The organism is Gracilibacillus sp. JCM 18860, assembly GCF_055395245.1.
Genome location: NZ_AP043868.1, coordinates 4,253,067 through 4,274,705, shown reverse-complemented (window position 1 = coordinate 4,274,705; position 21,639 = coordinate 4,253,067). Strand labels below are relative to the sequence as shown.

Below are 21,639 nucleotides of genomic sequence, written 5' to 3'. Positions count from 1 at the left end.
ACATTAATTAATTCCTTAGGAGGTTTTTAACTATGGCAGTAGAAAAAACAGTAACAATCACAGATGAAACAGGAGTTCACGCTCGTCCAGCGACAGTACTTGTGAATAAAGCGGGAAGTTTCTCCTCTGATATGACGTTAGAATATAATGGAAAATCTATTAACTTAAAATCGATCATGGGTGTTATGTCCCTCGGTATTCCACAAGGCGCTGAGATTAAGATTATTGCAGATGGATCTGACGAGCAAGAAGCTGTCGATGCAGTAGTAGATGTGATTAAATCAGAAGGACTAGGAGAGTAATCTTTACATGAGTAACTTAAGTGGTATAGCAGCATCAAATGGAATTGCCATTGCGAAAGCATACAAACTGGCAGTTCCTGATCTGTCTTTTGAGAAGCAGACAGTCCAAGATACAGACAACGAAATCAATCGTTTAACAGAAGCACTTGAAATATCAAAAACAGAGTTGGAGAAAATTAAAGAGCATGCTCGCGCATCATTAGGAGAAGAGCATGCAGAAATCTTTTCTGCCCACTTGCTTGTGTTAAGTGACCCTGAATTGATTAATCCGATAAAGGATAAAATCAGCACAGATCAAGTTAATGCAGAGTTTGCTTTAGATGAAACAGCGCAAATGTTTATTCAAATGTTCGAAAGCATGGATAATGAATACATGAGAGAAAGAGCTGCTGACATTAAAGACGTTACAAAACGTGTAATGGCTCATTTATTAAATGTATCTTTTCCGAATCCTGCATTAATTAATGAAGAAGTCATTGTGATTGCAGAGGATCTCACACCATCTGATACGGCACAATTAAATAAACAATTTGTTAAAGGCTTTACAACTAATATCGGTGGAAGAACTTCTCACTCAGCAATTATGGCAAGATCTTTGGAAATACCAGCTGTTGTTGGTACAAAGGAAATAACCACACAAGCAGCTGCAGGCGATATTTTAATTATTGATGGGATTGATGGAGAAGTCATCATTAACCCTTCCAATGATGAGATGGAAAAGTATGAAAAGAAACAAGCAGATTTTGAAAAACAAAAAGAAGAATGGGCAAAGCTAAAGGATGAGCCTACGGTTTCTTCTGATGGAACACACGTTGAGCTTGTTGCTAACATTGGTACACCTGAAGATGTGGAGGGTGTGAAGAACAATGGTGGCGAAGGTGTAGGGCTCTATCGTACAGAGTTTTTATATATGGGGAAAACAGAGCTTCCTACAGAGGAAGAGCAGTTTGAGGCCTATAAATCCGTTCTTGAGCAAATGGGAGACAAGCCTGTTGTCGTTCGAACATTAGATATCGGTGGCGATAAAGAATTACCATACTTAGAACTACCGGAAGAAATGAATCCATTCCTAGGCTTTCGTGCGATTCGTCTATGCTTAGAGCGCGATGATATTTTCCGGACACAATTGCGTGCATTGTTACGTGCAAGTACGTACGGGAATTTAAAAATCATGTTCCCAATGATTGCAACATTAGATGAATTCCGTCAAGCAAAAGCCATTTTATTAGAAGAAAAAGATAACCTTATTACGGAAGGTGTAGAGGTATCTGATTCGATTGAAATTGGTATTATGGTAGAAATTCCTTCGACAGCGGTAATTGCTCGTCAATTCGCTAAAGAGGTAGATTTCTTTAGTATTGGAACTAATGACTTGATTCAATACACTTTAGCAGCTGATCGTATGAATGAACGAGTGAGCTATTTATATCAACCATATCACCCAGCAATCTTAAACCTTGTTAACAATGTGATTGAAGCAGCACATGCTGAAGGTAAATGGGCTGGAATGTGTGGAGAAATGGCCGGAGATTCGATTGCAATTCCAATTCTCTTAGGTTTAGGATTAGATGAATTTAGTATGAGTGCAACCTCTATTTTACCTGCTCGTACCCAAATTAAAAGCCTATCCAAAGAAGAATTAGCTACTTATAAAGAGCAGCTTCTTAGCATGAATACAGCAGATGAAGTAGAAGAATTTATCCGAAGCAAAACGAATCAGTAATTGAAAAAGCGACTTGTCCAATCGACGAGTCGCTTTTTTTTAGATTTTTATTTTATTGGATCGATGCATTAACCACAAAAAATACGGTGCACCGATAATCGCAATGATAATCCCTGTTGGTATCTCCTTTGGAACAAGTAAAGTACGACTAAGGACATCAGCAATCATGAGGAATATTCCTCCCAACAAGGCTGTGGTGATAAATAAGTTTTTATGGGCAGGTCCTAGTAAGATCCTTGCCATATGTGGGGCGATCAATCCAACGAATCCAATCGTACCAACTGTTGCTACACTACTAGCGGCAATGATTGTTGCCAGCAGTGCTAATAAAAACCTCGTTTTTACAACATTCAATCCTAATCCTTTTGCTGTGTCATCTCCTAAAGCCAATGTATGAATACGATCACTCACTAGGTAAACAATTGGAATGAAGACAATGAGTGGACCTAATAAATAATATCCTAACTCTGACCAGCCTTTCGCATAAGTCGTTCCTGCTAACCAGGTTAAAGAGGAAGCTACAGCCATTTCTGAGTTAACAACAATAATTTGAATAATCGCTGAACCAAATGCCGAAATACCAATACCTAAAAGAGCTAATAAGGTAGGTTGGAATTCGGACCGATAGGCAAGCATCATGACAATGAGAAAAGCAATAATAGCTCCTATAAAAGCCCCCACTGGCACCCATGTAGCTGTTATTGATCCAAAATAGATAAATAGTAATGCCCCAACCCCTGCACCTGAGGTTATCCCAATGACGGATGGATCTGCTAAAGGATTTCGAAGCACTCCTTGAAAAATATACCCACTGATGGCAAGTAATATCCCGCTTACAAAAGCAACCAGCAATCTGGGCAAACGAAAATCGATCGCCATATTACGAATAAACGGATCGTGATTAGAAAAGATCGCTTTTATCGTTTGTACAACTTGAAATCCTTCATTTCCTGTAGATATACCAACTAAAACAGTAATCATACAAAGGAATAAGAGGACTGGAATAACCATTTGCTGAAATCTTTTATTGTTGACTGCTCCAACAAGTACTCCTGTTTCCTTACCACTATAGCTACGATTCTTTCTCCGCATAATAAGCCAAATAAGCCAAGGTGCTCCAATGAATGCAGTAATCGCCCCAACTGGTAGCTCAGAAAAGCTTGGATCGATTATTCTTGCCAATACGTCTGCACCTAACAGCACATTTGCTCCCCATAAAAAGGAAGCAAGCAGAATGGAAAGATGTTTTCGAAAGCCTAATAGCTTGATTAAATGTGGGGCTATGATTCCAACAAAGCCAATAGGGCCAACTACGCTTACCGTGACAGCAGTTAAAAAAACTGCTAGCATCACTGTTATGATCCTTAGTCTGTTCGTCTTTTGACCAAGTCCTGTTGCTACTTCTTCCCCTAGTAGAAAAATATCTAATGACTTTGCTATCGATAATGTGGCAAGTAACCCACATAGAACAAATGGGAGTGCAAATTGGACGCCTTCCCAATTGTTTTGTACAAGTGTACCAGATCCCCATAAAAATAAACCAGCTGTTTCGTTTTCGAAAAAGATTTGAAGTAAGGAGGTAAAGGCAGAAAACATCATCGTAATAACCATTCCTGCTAATACCATTTTAACAGGATTTGAGCTATTAATACCTGCAAGTATATAAACTAAAATAGCAGTTAATACCCCACCTAGAAATGCGACAAATAGGCCATTTAATCCTGCAACAGTCGTAAAAAATACACTAGCAAAAACAACCGCAAAATACGATCCCGCATGGATTCCAAGTGTACCTGATGAAGCTAATGGATTTTTCGTAATGGTTTGTAATAGACTACCAGATACCGCTAACGCACCACCTGCTAAAATTCCTATAATAGCTCGTGGCAACCGCAAAAAACGTACCGTATGATGTGCCAGGTCATCCTTTGGTTGAAAAATGGCTTCTAATATGACGGAGGGAGCAATAGAAACACTGCCCTGATTAATATGTATAAATAACAATAGAAGCAAAAGGACGGTTCCTCCCCCAAAGGTCAGAACCGTTGTCCAAATATAATGTTTTTCCCATCTTGTCATATGATCACTTCGCTTGTACTAGAGCTTCTTTAATCTGATTAGCAAATACTTCTGCTGACAATGGTCCGCCAAATGTCCATGTACTACCAGGAAGCTGGTGGGTCCGATTTTCTTTCACAAATTCTAACTCCTCCCACGCTGGGTTACCTGCTAACTGATTGGTAAATATATTATCATCCTCTTGTACAATATAGAAAAAATGAGCATCCTGAGCAGTTTGTAATGCTTCTACACTTGTTTCATCATACCCGTAAAGCTGGAATCCGTCTGATTGATAAGCATTTTCTAAGCCTATCTTTGTCATAATTTCCGTTGCCATCGCATTATCCTTGAACAAACGGATTACGGGTGTATTATCAGAGCTATAGGCTTGTGATAAAACAAATTGCTTATTATCAATATTTGCTTCTTTTATCTCTGTGCTTGCTGTTTCATAAGCTTTGTCTAAATCGGACAATACTTGATCTGCTTCTTCTTCCTTTTGTAAGGCTTTAGCTATTTCTTGAAAGGTCGTTTCCATTTCTTTATATTGGGTTCCTTCTCCTTCTTCTGGATATGGATTAAATGCCAATGTTGGTGCAATATCCTTTAGACTATCTAATATTGCTTCATGACGGAAGCTAGCTGTGATAATCAAGTCTGGCTCCAATGCTCGAATCGCTTCTAAATTAGGTTCCTGTCTTGTTCCAACATCTTGAATATCTTCGGAAAGCTTTGGTTCAATATTCACCCAATCCTTATATCCCTCGATATCTGCCATTCCTACTGGCTGAACACCAAGTGCTAATAAATCCTCTGCATAAACCCACTCTAAAACAACAATTCGCTCAGGTACTCCATTAATTGGCTGTTCACCATAATAATCATTGACCGTGATCTCCGACATATCTTCATTCTCTTTCTTATCAGATGAGGAATTTTCCTCCCCACTATTTCCACAAGCAACGAATAGGATACTAATTGTACTCAACATGAATAAAAGCAATATTTTCTTCATAAAGACTGACCCCTTTTATGTATAATATATAATTGATAAAGATTATCATTTACCTGTTTAATACTACTGAACCAAACTAGAAAAGTCAAGTGCAAATCGTCTGTTTCAAATGTTAAAATAAGGTGTCATGTCACCCCAAAACATCATCGTTTACAAAACCTTTTAATAATAAAAAGAACCTTCATTGAAGTGGAAGGTCCTTCTACGTTATTATTTATTTGGGAAATCCATATCATCTTCCCATGCCAGCATACCACCAGCCATGTTTGTCACATTATAGCCTTTTGCTTCTAGGTATTCTGTTGCTTTACCACTGCGGCCTCCAGAGCGACAAACCATGTAGTAATGCTCTTTTTCATCTAATTCATTTAATCGATCTGGTACTTCACTTAATCGAATATGCTTTGCACCTGGAATTATACCAGTTGCTACTTCGTCGTCTTCTCTCACATCAATTATATTTAAATGTTCACCCTCATTTAATTTCTGCGCTAATTCAGATGCTTGAATTTCTTTCATGTTTAAATACCTCCACGATTTTTTCTAGCACTTATTATATAACACCAACTATAAAAAATGCCAGTATCTTAAATCAAAAGATACTGGCATAGATCATAAATTACTTGTTCAAGTTATAAAATGCTGTTTCTCCAGCATATTTTGCTGTACCAACTAACTCATCTTCAATACGAAGTAATTGGTTGTATTTCGCTACACGGTCTGTACGAGACGGTGCACCTGTTTTAATTTGTCCAGCATTTGTCGCAACGGCAATATCTGCAATAGTTGCATCTTCTGTTTCACCAGAGCGGTGAGAGATAACTGCTGTATAACCAGCACGTTTTGCCATTTCAATTGCTTCGAATGTTTCTGTAAGTGTACCGATTTGGTTCACTTTCACAAGGATAGAGTTACCTACACCTTGTTCGATACCCTGAGCTAGTCGTTTTGTGTTTGTTACAAATAAGTCGTCACCAACTAATTGTACACGATCACCGATACGATCTGTTAGAAGCTTGTGTCCTTCCCAGTCGTTTTCATCTAAACCATCTTCGATAGAAACAATTGGGTATTTGTTGATCATTTCTTCATACCAAGCAACCATTTCTTCAGACGTACGAACAACACCTTCTCCTTTAAGGTTGTATTTACCTTCTTCGTAGAATTCAGAAGATGCTACGTCCATTGCTAGCTTAACCTCTTCACCTGGCTTGTAACCAGCAGCTTCAATTGCTTCAATAATGGTAGAAAGAGCTTCTTCGTTAGATTTTAGGTTTGGAGCAAATCCACCCTCGTCTCCAACACCAGTATTATAACCTTTTCCACTTAGAACTTTTTTCAAGTTATGGAAGATTTCCGCACCCATACGTAATGCTTCACGGAATGTTGGAGCACCTACAGGCATAATCATAAATTCTTGAATATCTACGTTATTGTCAGCATGCTCTCCACCATTTAAGATGTTCATCATTGGTGTTGGAAGAGTTGTCGCATTAAATCCACCTAAGTAGGTATATAATGGAACACCTAAGTAATCAGCTGCTGCATGTGCTGCTGCCATCGAAACACCAAGAATAGCATTTGCACCTAATTTACCTTTGTTTTCAGTACCATCTAATTCTAGAAGAAGCTGGTCAATGACGACCTGACGTGTTACGTCAATTCCTACCAATTCAGGTGCAATAACTTCATTTACATTTTCTACTGCTTTTAAAACACCTTTTCCTAGATAGCGATCTTTATCGCCATCACGTAATTCCACTGCTTCGTGCTCACCAGTTGATGCACCACTTGGTACTAGTGCAGAACCGAAAGCTCCTGATTCTGTAAAAATTTCAACTTCAACTGTTGGGTTACCACGAGAATCTAATACTTCACGTGCATAAACATCTGTAATGTATGGCATAATGTAAAACTCTCCTTTTATCATTTTATTGTTTGTAGCTTTATTTTTCTTTCTTAATTAAACTTTCACCAGTCATTTCAGCTGGTTTCTTTACATCAAGAAGATCTAATAGTGTTGGCGACAAATCGGCTAGGATTCCTCCATCACGAAGGCTAGCCCCTTCCTTCGTAACAATGACAGGCACAGGGTTAGTAGTATGTGCTGTCATTGGATCTCCATCTAATGTCACTACTTCATCTGAGTTACCATGGTCTGCTGTGATAATCGCATAACCGCCTTTTTCGGTAATTTTGTCAACCACTTTACCGAGACATTCATCGACCGTTTCAATTGCTCTAACAGTAGGCTCTAGCATACCAGAGTGACCTACCATGTCAGGGTTGGCGAAATTTAAAATAATCGCATTTTGTTCCCCTTTATCTAGCTCTTCTAGCAACGCATCTGTTACTTCATATGCACTCATTTCTGGTTTCAGATCATAGGTTGCTACTTTTGGTGAATCGATTAAAATACGCTTTTCACCTGGAAATTCCTTTTCACGTCCACCACTCATAAAGAAGGTGACGTGAGGATATTTTTCCGTTTCCGCAATACGAAGTTGGTTTAAATTATTTTGTGAGAGTACCTCTCCCACTGTATTATCTAAATTAACTGGTTCATAAGCAACATAACCGTCAACTGTTTCACTGAAATTAGTGAGACAGACAAAATGAATATTCTTTGGTGCCTTGTCCCCTCGATCAAAGTCACGAAAATCTTCATTCGCAAATGTACGAGATATTTGAATTGCTCGATCTGGACGGAAATTGTAGAAAATCACTGAATCGTCATCTTGAATTGTTGCTTTAGGATTACCATTTTCATCTGTAATAACAGATGGAATGACAAACTCATCATAGATTTCGTTTTGATAAGAATCTTCGACAACTTCGATTGGATCAGTATAGCTTGGACCCTCACCATACACCATAGCATCATAAGATTTCTTGACACGATCCCAACGCTTATCACGATCCATGGAATAATAACGACCTGAGATTGTGGCAAATTCTCCAACCCCATATTCGTCCATTTTCTCTAATGTTTGTTTAATGTATTTTTTCGCAGATTTCTGGTCAACATCACGACCATCTAAGAAAGCATGTACATATACCTTCTTTAGACCGTAGTCTGCTGCAAGCTTTAACACTGCATATAAGTGACGGATATGGCTATGTACACCACCATCAGACAGTAATCCAAAGATGTGTAATGCTTTGTCATTATTTTTTGCATGTGAGATTGCATCGATTAAGATTTTATTTTCAAAAAATTCTCCATCCTTAATCGATAGATTTACACGAGTTAAGCTTTGATAAACAATACGGCCAGCACCGATATTTAAATGCCCAACCTCAGAGTTACCCATTTGTCCCTCAGGTAAACCTACCGCCTCTCCACTTGCTGTTAGTTGGTTATGTGGATAGTTATTCCAGTAACGATCAAAATTAGGGGTATTTGCTTGTTTTACTGCATTACCCTTTGTTTCATCACGAAGAGCAAAACCATCTAAAATGATGAGTGCTGCTAATTTATTTTGGCTCATTTTGCACCAGCCTCCACTAGCTGTAAGAAAGACTCAGCCTCTAAGCTTGCACCACCTACAAGTGCACCATCGATATCGGATTGAGAAAGCAATTCATCTACATTGGCAGGCTTCACACTACCACCATATTGGATGCGTACAGCATCTGCTGCGGTACTGGAAACTTCTGCTGCAATTACTTTACGAATGTGTGTACACACTTCATTAGCTTGTTCTGATGTAGCCGTCTTCCCAGTTCCGATAGCCCAAATTGGTTCATAGGCAACAATCGTTTGATTCACTTGTTCTTCTGTAAGTCCAGCAAGTGCTGCTTTTACTTGATTTTCAACAATGGACATCGTCTCATTTGCTTCTCGCTGCTCAAGTGTCTCTCCAACGCAGATGATTGGTATTAAACCATGCTTAAATGCTGCGTGTGTTTTTTTGTTTACTGTTTCATCTGTTTCTGCGAACATTTCACGACGTTCAGAGTGACCTAGAACCACATAGCTTACACCTAGGTCCTTTAACATAGCCGGACTGACTTCACCAGTAAATGCACCACTTTCCTCAAAATGCATGTTCTGAGCTGCAATAGCAAGGTCTGTTCCTTTTGCTTTTTCTACTAATGTTGGTAGGTACGGGAATGGTGCACAAACTACTGCCTCCACTTTTTCAGCTGAGGCAATTTTGTTTTTGGTTGATTCAACAAAATCTACCGCTTCGCCTAGTAGCTTGTTCATTTTCCAATTCCCTGCGATTACGTTTTTACGCATCAGTCACCTCTCCTTTCACTTATTTATCCGTTAGTACACTTACACCTGGTAGCTCTTTACCTTCCATAAATTCCAAGGAAGCTCCACCACCTGTTGAAATGTGATTCATTTGGCTAGCATATCCAAATTTTTCAACAGCAGCTGCGGAATCACCGCCACCAATTACAGTATAACCTTCTGTCTTACTTAATGCATCTGCTACCGCTTTTGTTCCATTAGCAAATGTTTCTAACTCGAACACACCCATTGGCCCATTCCAGATCACAAGCTTGGAGTCAGCTACTATTTTAGCATATTTCTCGCGAGTTTTCGGACCAATATCTAATGCTTCTAAATCTGCAGGAATGCTGTCAATATCGACTTCCTTCGTATTTGCATCATTGGAAAAGTCATCTGCAACAATTACGTCCTCAGGCATGACGAAATTTACACCTTTATCTTTGGCTTTTTGCATGTATTCTTTCGCTAAATCAATCTTATCTTCTTCCAATAGTGATTTTCCTACTTCAAAACCTCTAGCCTTTACAAAAGTATAAGCAAGTCCACCACCAATAATTAAATTATCGACTTTGTCTAAAAGATTATCAATCACACCAATCTTATCTTTAACCTTTGCTCCACCAATAATTGCAGTAAATGGTCGGTCAGGATTAGAAAGAGCCTTCCCTAAAACCTCTAGTTCTTTTTCTAATAAGAATCCTGCAGCTGAAGGAATATGCTCCGCCACTCCCGCAGTCGACGCGTGCGCACGGTGAGCTGCTCCGAATGCGTCATTTACAAAAAAGTCTGCAAGATTTGCAAATTCTTTGGCAAGTGCTGGATCATTTTTTGTTTCACCAGGTTCAAAACGAACATTTTCAATTAACAAAATGTCCCCATCATTTAGTTCACTAACCGCTTGGTTTACTTCGTCACCATACACTTGGTCCGTTTTAACAACGGTTTGGTTAGTAAGATCACTAAGACGTTTTGCAACGGCGTCCATGCGTAGTTCTTCTACTACTTCTCCACCTGGACGGCCTAAATGGCTTGCTAGGATTACTTTTGCGCCTTGTTTACTAAGATAGTCGATGGTCGGTAATGCTGCTTTAATACGTGTATCATCTGTAATTGCTCCATCTTTCATTGGAACATTGAAGTCTACACGACAAAATACTTTTTTTCCTTTTACATCAATATCTTTAATCGTTTGTTTGTTCATTAAGAATGAACCTCCTTAGGACTTTATTTTATTCGAGATCACTTTATACGGTCATACTGAAAAACGAGAGAGGATTGATCCCCCTCCCGTTATCTCTCACTATTTTATAGTCCTTGAGCTTTAAGGTATGCTGCTAAATCAACTACACGGCTAGAGTATCCCATTTCATTGTCATACCAAGATACTACTTTTACCATATTCCCTTCCATTACCATTGTAGAAAGTCCATCAATAGTAGAAGAGTTCGTGTTACCAATATAGTCTACAGATACTAATGGCTCATCAGAGTATCCAAGGATACCTTTTAGTTTACCTTCAGCAGCTTCTTTTAGTGCTGCATTTACTTCTTCAACTGTTACATCTTTGTCAAGCTCTGCAACAAGGTCTACTAATGAACCATCTGGAGTTGGTACACGCATTGCCATACCATTTAATTTACCTTCTAGTTCAGGTAATACTAAAGATACTGCTTTTGCAGCACCAGTAGTTGTAGGAATGATATTTTCAGCTGCTGCACGTGCACGACGGTAATCTTTGTGTGGTAAGTCTAGGATTTGTTGGTCGTTTGTATAAGAGTGAATAGTTGTCATCATACCACGCTTCACTCCAAAAGTATCATTTAATACTTTGGCATATGGAGCTAAACAGTTTGTTGTACAAGAAGCATTAGAAATTACATGGTGTTGAGCTGGATCATATTTGTCCTCGTTTACACCCATAACAATTGTAATATCTTCTTCTTTTGCAGGTGCAGAGATGATAACTTTTTTCGCACCAGCGTCTAAATGTTTAGCTGCTGCATCACGTTGTGTGAAAATACCAGTAGATTCTACTGCGATTTCTACCCCAAGGTCACCCCATGGTAAATTAGCTGGATCACGTTCAGAAAGTACTTTTACTTCTTTTCCACCTACAACAAGCGTATCACCTTTTACAGATACTTCTTCTTCTAGTTTTCCGTGAACTGAGTCATATTTAAGTAGATGTGCAAGCATGTTTGCATCTGTTAAATCGTTAACAGCAACTACTTCCACCTCATCATTTTTTAAAGCTTGACGGAATACGTTACGACCAATACGGCCAAAACCATTAATACCTACTTTTACTGCCATGCTAATTTCCTCCTTTTTAAAGTGAAACTTAAATTTTATATTTAAAGGGGATTAACCCTTTAATAACTCTTTTGCTGCTGCCTCGTCTGTAATCAGCACATTGCTTTTCCCTTGTTTGAAGTATGAATAGATAGCTTTTGCCTTTGATTTACCTCCAGCTACGGCTACTACATAGTCTGCTTTTTCAAGATCTTCTAGCTGTATTCCTACAGTTCTTGCCTTATAGACTACTTGACCATCCTCATCAAAGTAATAACCGAACGCCTCACTGACAGCATTTCCTTTTTCCAGCTTTGCCAATACGTGATCGGATGCTTTTCTTCGTTTACCCATCGTTACAGCATCACCAATACTATGAAGAACAACTCTTGCATCATGTATCAGATCAAGGATCTCTTTGATAGTCGGTTCCTCAATGATCGTATGGTAAGACTCTTCTCCTAAGGGATCTGGTACATATAGCAAGCGATATTGACCATTTGCTTTTTTCGCCATTTGCGCACAAATGGTATTAGCTTGAATCTCTACTTGTTCACCGAGACCACCGCGAGCCGGTACAAAGGTACAATTTCTAGCATGTTCGAGTGGCTTCATTTGATTCGCAAGTTCTGTCATTGTCGTGCCACCTGTCACAGCTATCGTTTGACTGGAAGTTAAGATCGTATTTAAGTACTGGACACATGCTTTCCCAAGTTCCTGTTTTACCGTTGTATGCACATCACTATTCCCAGAAACGATAATAACATGCTCCAATTGTAATTTATCCTTAATTTGGTTTTCTAAAACACGGAATTCGGAAATTTCATTCATGAATTGCGCCAATTTGACAATAATCTCGTTTCCTTCTTCCGTCACGCGCATTCCCTTTGAAGTGACGATGATAAATCCATGCTTATTTAGAAATTCAATCTCAGCCCTTACTAGACGTTCCTTGAAATTAATATTTTCAGATAAACTTCTTCTGCCAATCGGTTGCATTTGCTGAATAAATTGTAGAATTTTATATCGTTTTTGCATGACATCTAAAATATCTGGGAACAATTTTTCTTGAATATCTAATAATTCCTTCAAACAGAAACGCTCCTTTTCTCCGGGAAAAATATGTCCCTCCTAGCCAAATTACGTCCCACTCACTACAAAAAATTGGGCTTTTCGTCATGAAAGCCTTCATTTCCCTAATTTGGTTAGTAATTTTGGATGGCTAAATTAACTTCCAAAATAATTGTATCAAAATGTATGGAATGACTCAACTATTTTTGCTGAATTGTTTTCAGAAAATTTTCTATTTTAGGTAGATCAATTATTTCTGTGTCGACAATTTCCCCTTCTATCTCGACAACTGGGATGATTAAATGAAATTTATCTAATAATGTCTCATCTTGATAAATATCAATTACTTCTATCTCAAAACCATACTCTTCTTGTAATATTTCTAATAATATCTTTGCATCTAAACATAGGGAGCAGTCCTTCTTCCCATATAATTTAACAATCAATAATTACCCTCATTTCTCGTATTAGAATTATTATCTGTTAATTTACTATATCCTATTACTAAAATTTTTTAAACAAATGTTCACTAGTATCGCATTAAGATAAATTATGAACAGATGGTGGTCAGATTATTCAGAAAGTGATTTAATAGCAATAAAGAGTGAGATGCAAAAATGAGAGTGTGACTTGCAAGAATATGGAGCTTGTTGCAAAAATGTGAGCGTAACTTGCAAGAATATGGAGCTAGTTGCAAAAATGTGAGCGTAACTCGCAAGAATATGGAGCTTGTTGCAAAAATGTGAGCGTCACTTGCAAGAATATGGAGCTTGTTGCAAAAAAGAGAGTGTGACTTGCAAGATTATGGAGATAGTTGCAAAAATGAGAGTGTGACTTGCAAAATAAGCAACTAACTTTACTCAATTGCAGGACAAATGTTATATGAAACTGGGACAATAAGAAAGAAAAAAATATGTATTTTGACTACGTTCAATCATAGTACCGTTCAGATTCTCATCTTCTCTATTCAGTTTTGTCCCAGATTCAGTTGCTTCCTAATATGATATCAATTGATCGATGACCTTTTTAACTCCACTTATTCCATCTGTACTCAGCCCATAAATATAAGCCTTCTGAATAGAAACTGCATCGGCGCCAGATGCCAAATAGTACTGTATATCCTCCTTGGAATAAACATCAGTTTCCACAATCAGATGAAATGCTTCTCCTACTATATCTCTCATTGCCCTCAACTTCAGCCCATTCGGCAAAATCACTCCACTAATACGGTATTTTAGGGCTTGTCGAATGTCTTGTTCTTGTACATCACCTTGGAGATACACAGGTAATGTCGTGAACTGTTGAAGGTAATTAATCTTCTCCCAATTGACTGACGAAGTATTATATTCAGAAAGAATTAACTGTTGAAAAGCTTCTTTATCTTTTCCATAAGCTTTTCGATGAAAAATAGGATCTACGACAAAATTCCCATTACCTTTTTCGCACGAATCCATACCATTAACCGAATTATTTGATAATGGGATAACAATGGCTTGATATCCTGCTAATTCTGCCCGTTGGACGAAGTGCTTTGTTAAATCAATGTCTTGTAATAGATTAGCGGAAAACCATAATGTATGTTCATTGGATACATCACTAATTTCCTCCACACTGTAGGATGAATTGATGCCTACTATAAAAGGGATATTTTTTTCAGCTGCTGCTTTTGCTGTCGCTAGTTCACCATCTTCATGGAAATAAGTTTGTGCTCCCACTGCACCTAATAGTATTGTAGGCAATTTATTGATCGTTTTCTTCGGATTATTGAATTTTATTTCTTCATTACCGTAAGTAGATTCCGTACTTCTATTTAAATATTCCAACACAGTTGGTGTCAATTTTTGTTTTGCCTCTTCCTCTAATAATTTGATCCAGTTCATTTTGGTTACTGTCATGTTGTCTCCTCCTATTGTAAATGGTTTTCCTTATCCTTAACCCAAAAGGGTACGCGACCGTCCGTTAGTCAAAGGGACGCTTCTTTGACGCTTTCGAATCCTAGAGGCGATGTCCTAAAGACGGCTTTTCTTTAAGAAAAAAACTCCCTCCTGTTCATCAAAACAAGAGAGAGTTATTTCCCTCTTATCTTCCAAACTTTTGACGTTTGCTGGATTTAGCACCTTGTAAACATTGAGTTTATAGGTTGCTGGGCTTCATTGGGCCATTCCCTCCACCGCTCTTAATAAGAGTATGTTGTATTATTTTTTTCATGTTTGTTGTTTTTGAATTTCTTGTGCTTTCAATTGTCTTCGCAAAATCTTTCCACTAATTTTCGTTTTTGGTAGCTCTTCTACTACTTCTATTTCGCGAGGAGCAGCATGTGCTGAAAGATTTTTGCGAACAAATAAGCGAATCTCATCGAGTAATTCCTCTGACTCTGTAAAGCCCTGACGTAAAGTAATAAATGCCTTGACTAATTCACCACGTAATTCGTCTGGCTTTCCAATAACCCCAGCCTCTTCAACAGCTGGATGCTCGATTAATTTACTTTCTACTTCAAATGGACCAATTCTTTCCCCTGCAGAATTTATCATGTCATCATTTCTACCTTGAAAAAAGACATAGCCTTCTTCATCCTGTAAGGCCAAATCCCCAGAAAGATACCAGCCTTCATATTGAAAATACGATTGAAATTTATCTTTATTTCCCCATATCTCCTTCATCAAGCCTGGCCAAGGAGTTTTTACTGCTAATTGTCCTACTTCACCACTATCCAGGATATTTCCTTCATCATCAAGAATACCAACTTCCATTCCTGGTAGTGGTCGCCCCATTGAACCTGGCTTAATCTTTTCAGATGGTAGATTTACAATTAAGTGACCACCCGTTTCTGTCATCCACCACGTATCATGAATTCGTACACCGAGATTTTCCCAAGCCCAATTAATAACTTCGGGATTTAGTGGCTCTCCAACACTTAATACATGACGGAGAGAGGATAGATCATATTTTTCATGGAGTTTTCCTTGTGATAACAGCATTCGAAATGCGGTTGGGGCACTATACCAAATCGTAACACCTAATTCCTCAATTAACGAATACCAACTCTCTGCTTTAAATCTGCCCCCTTGAACCACCACCGTTGCTCTGTTTAATAATGGGGCGAACAATCCATACACACTACCAGTCACCCACCCCGGATGAGAGGTACACCAATAGACATCCTCATCTTTCATATCGAGCACCCATCTACCTGTTACGATATGATGCTGAACGGCTCGGTGGGCATGTAACACACCCTTAGGCTTTCCAGTTGATCCACTTGTATAATGAATTATTAAACCATCTTCCCAGTCAACCCATTCTACAAGCTCATCACCTTCAACAGGTACTAAAGGTTGTTTTTCCAAGTCTTCTACAAATAAAATAGTATGTAGACTAGGAATCTCTTTTTGTGGAACTCTTCCTACTAGTTGTTGATCAGTAATTAGTACCGTTCCTCCACAATCATTCATCCTATCCTTTACCGCCTCTTCCATAAAGGCTTCAAAAAGCGGCCCTGCGATTGCTCCTACTTTGATAACCGCTAAGATTGCAATATAGCATTCTGCTGTTTTTGGTAAAAATACAAAAACACGATCCCCTCTTTTGACTCCCTTTTCTTTTAAAATCCTAGCATAATGATCTGTTTTATCTTTTATTTCTTTAAATGTATAGGACTTTCGCTCTGTTCCATTTATATAATGTATCGCAATCTTATTACCAAAGCCTTCTTCTACATGGCGATCAATCGTTTCATAAGCAGCATTGATCTTTCCTTGCTTCACAGCATTCGATAGGTAATTTTTTGCTTCTTTCCAATCAAATGACGCTTGAATTTGTTCATAATTGGCTAAATTGTGGTCTGCTTCGAAACTTGGAATAGGTTTCACTAGTTGTTGTGTCACGTGTTATGCCCCCTTACAACGGTTAACTTCTATGGTTTAAGTCAAGTGATGCTAGTATATCTGATTTTATCTTGGCTAATTGTTCACTTGCTCGATCTCTTGGTCTTGTTTGATCAATAGTTATTTCTTTTTTGACCACCCCTGGCTGTCCTCGAAGAATAATCACTCGATCACATAAGTATAGTGCTTCGTCAATATCATGGGTCACTAATACGATAGTAGATTGATATAATTTCCACACATCAAGCAATAAATCCTGTAGCTGCATTTTCGTAAAAGCATCTAATGCACTAAACGGTTCATCAAGTAATAAAATTTCTGGTGATGTTACTAAAGCTCTGGCAATAGCTACCCTTTGTGCCATTCCACCTGATAACTCTCTTGGATACAATGCTTCTTTCCCTTTTAGACCAACACTAGCTAAATATTCAATCGCTCGATTTTCTTTATCTTTTCTTTTACCGTTCAAGCCAAATGTTACATTCTCTAATACATTTAACCATGGTAAAAGTCTGGGCTCTTGAAAGATAAAACCAGTAGTATCATGTATTTCCTTTGAAACTTTTCCATTGATTTCTATCTCACCATCGTATTCTGCATCTAAACCGGAAATGGCACGAAGTAGGGTGCTTTTTCCACAACCACTTGTGCCTAATAGGCCGATAATCTCGCCAGGCTTGACCTCAAGATTGACATCTTTCACTGCTGTTGTTCCATTAAATGTACGACTTACCTTTCGTAAAGCTAAACTCAAGTCCATCATTCCTTCCTGTTATTGTCCCATGCGATCCTGCCAGTGAAGTGATTTTGTTTCGATTTTTTTCAGTATCCAATCTGTAAATTTACCGATAATGGCGAACAAAATAATACTAGCTAAAATCGTTTCAGGCTGTGCCATGTTTTGACCGAAGGTAAGCAGGAATCCAAGACCTTGACTGGCTCCCATCAATTCTGCTGCCACAACAAACATCCAGCCAAGGCCTAAGCCGCTGCGCATGCCAACTAAAAAGGATGGCATGGATGCAGGAAGTATGATTCTTTTTATTAGCTGAAATGTATTGAGTCCATACATTTTTCCCACTTCAATCAGCTTGCGATCAACTCCAATAATTCCACTTACAATGTTTAAGTAGACAGGAAAAAATACCCCAACTGCTATCATCACTATTTTAGATGTTTCACCAATACCCATCCATAAAATAAAGAGTGGTACCCATGCTAAGGAAGGGATAGAACGAAAAGCTTGAATTAATGGATCAAATAATTGCTCTGCTTTTTTATAAAAACCTACAAATGAACCTAATATAATTGCTATGACTGTTCCTAAAATAAATCCAACAAACACTCTATATGTCGTAATACCAATGTGCCCCCATAGTGTACCATCTTGGGCCATGTTATAAATTTTTTCTACAATAGTTGATGGTGCTGGGAGCTGATAAGAAGGAACAATACCTGCACGGCAAACTAGCTCCCAAGCAATAATTAATAGAATTGGGATGATACTGCCAAGTAAAATTGTCTTAACGGTTGAATGTTTGTTCATATTCTTGGCCTTATCATCTTTTTGATTAACCTTATCTATATAGGCTCCACTTGTTAATTCTTGGTTATCTGCCATGATTGTTCCCCCTCTAATTCCCTACCATCTCATTCTATTATTTCTTTTGCATATTCAGGATTGATTAATTCTTGTGTTAATTTTTCTACATCCGCATCTGGATTTAGTACATCCGCATCCTGTAATACCTTTCCTGCTTCCACAATCGCATCCTCATGAACTTGACCAGGTATTGCATTAGAAAAATCATTTCGTTCCATTTGTATCTTGGCTACTTCTAAATCTATATCTGCTTCTTCTGCTAATAGTTGAGCTGCTTCTTCAGGATTCTCTAAAACCCAATTACGAGCGCGCTCATACAATTCAATTACTTTATTTACATATTCCGGATATTTGTCTGCAAACTCTTGACGAACATTTAAAAAGCCATACGTGTTTAAGTCTGCATTACGGAAGAATAATTGCGCATTTTCTTCTAATTCTAATTTTGCCATATGTGGATCAAGCCCTGCCCATGCATCTACATCGCCTGATACAAGGGCTGAACCACCATCTGCATGCTGCAGGTTAGTCAATGTAATATCATTAATCGTTAAGCCTTCTGAATCCAATGCTCTTACTAGAAAGATGAAGGGGTCTGTTCCCATAGTTGCTGCAACATTCTTTCCTTTTAAATCTTTAATGGATTCAATTCCTGAGCCTTCATTCGTTACTAATGCCGTCCATTCTGGCTTCGAATAGATGTATACATTCTCTATTGGTGCACCACTCTCCTTAGAGATTAAGGCTGCAGCACCTGCCGATGAACCAAAGTCAATACTATCACTTCTTAAAAACTCTAATGCTTTATTACTTCCTTGACTTAATGTCCACTCCACCTCTATATCTTCTTCCGCAAAAACTTCTTCTGCCCATTCGAATTTCTTTAATACTAAGCTTGTTGGCGAATAATAAGCATAATCTAAACGGATTTTTTCAGGCTTTCCCTCTGTTTCTCCTTCTGCTGCTGCACAGCCTGATGCAATAACAAGAATGAAACCAAAAAGCGCGATAGCTAAAAAACTACGTAAATCTATTAATGGTATTCTTTTCATGATAGATTGTCCCCTTTTTTATTTTCTTTTCTATTAAATTTCACAAGCATAAGTGGAAATTGTTCCTCTTAACCGCTGGGCTTCTTTGTACGTACATCTATTGTGTACAACCTGTAACCCTGCTTCTCTTGCCACTTCTTCTGCTTTTGGTGAAACAACACCTTCCTGTAGCCAGAATACTTTTGGTTTAACTTCCACCGCTTCTTTTGCTACTTCTACCGCAGCATCAGGGCTACGGAAAACTTGTACAATGTCAATAGGAACAGGAACACTTTTTAAATCTGGGTATGCTTTTTCTCCTAAAATCTCTGTTTCCCTTGGATTAACTGGAATAATTTTATATCCAAGACGTTGCATTTTTCTTGCTAGACGGTAGCTCGGTCTTGCTTCCTTCCCACTCAGACCAACAATAGCCAATGTTTTTTGGCGAGTCACCTCTTCCCCATTCTCGATTACCCGCTCATATGGAGAATTTAATGCCCATTTAATTACCCCTTCATCATTTACGACGATTTGTTTTGCTTCATCTGCACCGATTCCTGTTGCTTTGGCAAGTGCTTGATCAAGATCATTTTGAATATCACGAATTGATTCGATTCCTACAGATAAACGAACAAGCTCTTCTGTTACTCCTGTTTCCTCTAATTGCTCTTTACTTAACTGTTGATGAGTAGTAGAAGCTGGATGAATAATTAATGACCTAGCATCTCCAACATTGGCTACATGGGACCATAGAGAAACATTATTGATTAGATCTCTACCTGCATCTCGTCCACCTTTAATCCCAAAGACAATGATTGAGCCAAAGCCATTGTTCAAAATACGCTTCGCTAGTGCGTGTGATGGATGGCTTTCCAATCCTGGATATCGAATCCATTCCACCGCTTCGTGTTCTTCTAGATATTCTGCTAATTCCTGAGCATTTCGATTATGTCTTTCCACTCTTAAATGAAGTGTTTCTAATCCTTGTAGTAACTGGAAGGCATTAAATGGGCTAAGTGCCGCACCGAAGTCTCTCAATAACTGGACACGCACTTTTGTGATAAATGCTAATGTTCCAAAGTCTATTGCATAACGAATTCCATTGTAGCTCGGATCTGGTTCAGTAAATTGAGGATATTTTTCTGAATTCCAGTTAAAACGACCTCCATCAACTATAATTCCGCCAATCGATGTACCGTGACCACCTATCCATTTTGTCGCAGAATGAACCACAATATCAGCACCTAATGTGATTGGTTTACAACCATAAGGTGTGGCAAATGTATTATCAACGATCAATGGTACACCTGCCTCATGAGCAATCTCTGAAACTTTTTCTACATCCAATACTTGAAGGCCTGGATTTCCGATAATCTCGCCATAAACTGCTTTCGTATTTTCATTGATGGCTTGACGGAAATTCTCAGGATCGGTTGGGTCTACAAATTTTACGTTGATTCCGTATCTTGGTAATGTTACAGCAAACAGATTATAGGTTCCGCCATACAAGTTCACACCTGCAACAATTTCGTCTCCCGCACTTGCTAGATTTAAGATCGATAGGGTGATGGCTGACATCCCCGAAGCTGTTGCAACTGCTGCAACGCCATCTTCTAAAAGGGCTAATCTTTTCTCAAAAACATCGACAGTTGGATTACCAATTCTTGAATAGATGTTTCCTGGTTCATCAAGTGCAAATAGTCTCTCTGCATGTTCTGTGTCATGGAAAACGAACGAAGTAGATTGATAGATAGGCACTGCTCTTGAACCTGTTGTTGGATCAGGCGCCTGACCACCGTGTAAATTTAAGGTCTCCGCATCATACGTTGAATTTTTAAAAGCTGTCATGTTAGTTTCCTCCTTGAATATTCCATTCATTTAATTAATATAAGTATAAAGAAAAGCCTTCTTCGACAAGAAGAAGGCTTTGGTTATCTACCAGCTGTCTCCCTCTTATCTATCAGGAATGTTTCCTGCAGGATTTAGCACCTTTTAAGCTGAAGCTTAATGGTTGCTGGGCGTCATCGGGCCAGTCCCTCTGCCTCTCTTGATAAGAGCTATTTAATTTTTATCGGATCAAAAAATCCTCTCTACATGGAGATAGAGAGGATTCAGTCTGAATAATTCGCTCTCTTATCTCTCCAAGCATGATCACTTAGTGGAATTGGCACCTTTATTAAGCCTTTGTGCTTAATGGTTGCCGAGGTTTCATAGGGCCAGTCCCTCCACCTCTCTTGATAAGATTTAATGTCAAATATTGTAATTCCGAGTGGATTACTTATATTTAATTTAGTTATTACATACTTTAGCATGGTAGACCACCACTGTCAACAAGTATTTATAAATTATTGAATATTTTTCTTTTAAGAGTATTCATGATTTATATCGACATGAAATAGCTTTTTTTT

At 38.4% G+C, this 21,639-nt stretch carries 18 protein-coding genes and 3 riboswitches; of the genes, 2 read left to right on the top strand and 16 right to left on the bottom strand.

The genetic code is table 11. The features are described 5' to 3' along the window. Positions 1–32 precede the first annotated feature (32 nt). Positions 33–302, top strand: a complete 270-nt coding sequence (locus ACZ5R4_RS20695; protein WP_054787040.1) for a phosphocarrier protein HPr — start codon at positions 33–35, stop codon at positions 300–302. 7 nt (positions 303–309) lie between these two features. Next, complete coding sequence (ptsP, locus tag ACZ5R4_RS20690) at positions 310–2,025, top strand: phosphoenolpyruvate--protein phosphotransferase (RefSeq protein ID WP_464367926.1); 1,716 nt, start codon at positions 310–312, stop codon at positions 2,023–2,025. Between the two features lie 39 nt (positions 2,026–2,064). Here the strand turns inward: ptsP and ACZ5R4_RS20685 are convergent, their stop codons facing one another. The 16 genes from ACZ5R4_RS20685 to ACZ5R4_RS20610 form a co-directional block, all read right to left on the bottom strand. After that, the gene (locus ACZ5R4_RS20685; RefSeq protein ID WP_464367925.1) at positions 2,065–4,104 is read right to left on the bottom strand and encodes an iron ABC transporter permease; all 2,040 of its coding nucleotides are present in this window, start codon (positions 4,102–4,104) and stop codon (positions 2,065–2,067) included. Positions 4,105–4,108: 4 nt separating this feature from the next. Then, entirely contained in the window at positions 4,109–5,101 is a 993-nt protein-coding gene (locus ACZ5R4_RS20680) for an ABC transporter substrate-binding protein (RefSeq protein WP_054859927.1), read from the bottom strand. A gap of 210 nt (positions 5,102–5,311) precedes the next feature. After that, positions 5,312–5,620 (bottom strand): rhodanese-like domain-containing protein, encoded by a 309-nt coding sequence (locus ACZ5R4_RS20675; RefSeq protein ID WP_054787042.1) that lies wholly within the window; start codon positions 5,618–5,620, stop codon positions 5,312–5,314. Positions 5,621–5,720: 100 nt separating this feature from the next. Further along, a complete protein-coding gene (gene eno, locus ACZ5R4_RS20670) occupies positions 5,721–7,007 on the bottom strand; it encodes a phosphopyruvate hydratase (protein ID WP_054859926.1) in 1,287 nt (428 codons plus the stop codon). Between the two features lie 40 nt (positions 7,008–7,047). Then, positions 7,048–8,592, bottom strand: coding sequence for a 2,3-bisphosphoglycerate-independent phosphoglycerate mutase (gene gpmI, locus ACZ5R4_RS20665; RefSeq protein ID WP_277679441.1), 1,545 nt, complete (start codon positions 8,590–8,592; stop codon positions 7,048–7,050). Then, entirely contained in the window at positions 8,589–9,347 is a 759-nt protein-coding gene (gene tpiA / locus ACZ5R4_RS20660; protein ID WP_054787043.1) for a triose-phosphate isomerase, read from the bottom strand. Before tpiA ends, gpmI begins: the two co-directional genes overlap by 4 nt. A 19-nt stretch (positions 9,348–9,366) precedes the next feature. Further along, positions 9,367–10,548 carry a phosphoglycerate kinase gene (locus ACZ5R4_RS20655; RefSeq protein ID WP_464367924.1) on the bottom strand — a complete coding sequence of 394 codons (1,182 nt, stop codon included), beginning with the start codon at positions 10,546–10,548 and terminating at the stop codon, positions 9,367–9,369. Positions 10,549–10,652: 104 nt separating this feature from the next. After that, positions 10,653–11,660, bottom strand: coding sequence for a type I glyceraldehyde-3-phosphate dehydrogenase (gene gap / locus ACZ5R4_RS20650; RefSeq protein ID WP_109983520.1), 1,008 nt, complete (start codon positions 11,658–11,660; stop codon positions 10,653–10,655). 51 nt (positions 11,661–11,711) lie between these two features. Beyond that, entirely contained in the window at positions 11,712–12,731 is a 1,020-nt protein-coding gene (locus ACZ5R4_RS20645) for a sugar-binding transcriptional regulator (RefSeq protein WP_054859923.1), read from the bottom strand. A 179-nt stretch (positions 12,732–12,910) separates the two neighbouring features. Then, complete coding sequence (locus tag ACZ5R4_RS20640; protein ID WP_054787044.1) at positions 12,911–13,156, bottom strand: glutaredoxin family protein; 246 nt, start codon at positions 13,154–13,156, stop codon at positions 12,911–12,913. A gap of 549 nt (positions 13,157–13,705) precedes the next feature. Continuing rightward, positions 13,706–14,605 carry an alpha-hydroxy-acid oxidizing protein gene (locus ACZ5R4_RS20635; protein ID WP_054859921.1) on the bottom strand — a complete coding sequence of 300 codons (900 nt, stop codon included), beginning with the start codon at positions 14,603–14,605 and terminating at the stop codon, positions 13,706–13,708. 181 nt (positions 14,606–14,786) lie between these two features. Further along, positions 14,787–14,896: riboswitch (SAM riboswitch) on the bottom strand. 18 nt (positions 14,897–14,914) lie between these two features. Beyond that, entirely contained in the window at positions 14,915–16,594 is a 1,680-nt protein-coding gene (acsA, locus tag ACZ5R4_RS20630; protein WP_109983521.1) for an acetate--CoA ligase, read from the bottom strand. A gap of 22 nt (positions 16,595–16,616) precedes the next feature. Beyond that, positions 16,617–17,354: an ABC transporter ATP-binding protein gene (locus ACZ5R4_RS20625; RefSeq protein ID WP_425454563.1), complete on the bottom strand. Its 738-nt coding sequence runs from the start codon at positions 17,352–17,354 to the stop codon at positions 16,617–16,619. A gap of 12 nt (positions 17,355–17,366) precedes the next feature. After that, on the bottom strand, positions 17,367–18,140 hold the full coding sequence (locus ACZ5R4_RS20620; protein WP_464368522.1) for an ABC transporter permease: 774 nt from the start codon (positions 18,138–18,140) through the stop codon (positions 17,367–17,369). A 104-nt stretch (positions 18,141–18,244) separates the two neighbouring features. Then, positions 18,245–19,249 (bottom strand): aliphatic sulfonate ABC transporter substrate-binding protein, encoded by a 1,005-nt coding sequence (locus ACZ5R4_RS20615; protein WP_054859920.1) that lies wholly within the window; start codon positions 19,247–19,249, stop codon positions 18,245–18,247. Between the two features lie 33 nt (positions 19,250–19,282). Continuing rightward, entirely contained in the window at positions 19,283–21,079 is a 1,797-nt protein-coding gene (locus tag ACZ5R4_RS20610) for a PLP-dependent aspartate aminotransferase family protein (protein ID WP_109983524.1), read from the bottom strand. A 102-nt stretch (positions 21,080–21,181) separates the two neighbouring features. Further along, positions 21,182–21,288, bottom strand: a riboswitch (SAM riboswitch). Between the two features lie 73 nt (positions 21,289–21,361). Then, positions 21,362–21,475: riboswitch (SAM riboswitch) on the bottom strand. Between the last annotated feature and the right edge of the window lie 164 nt (positions 21,476–21,639).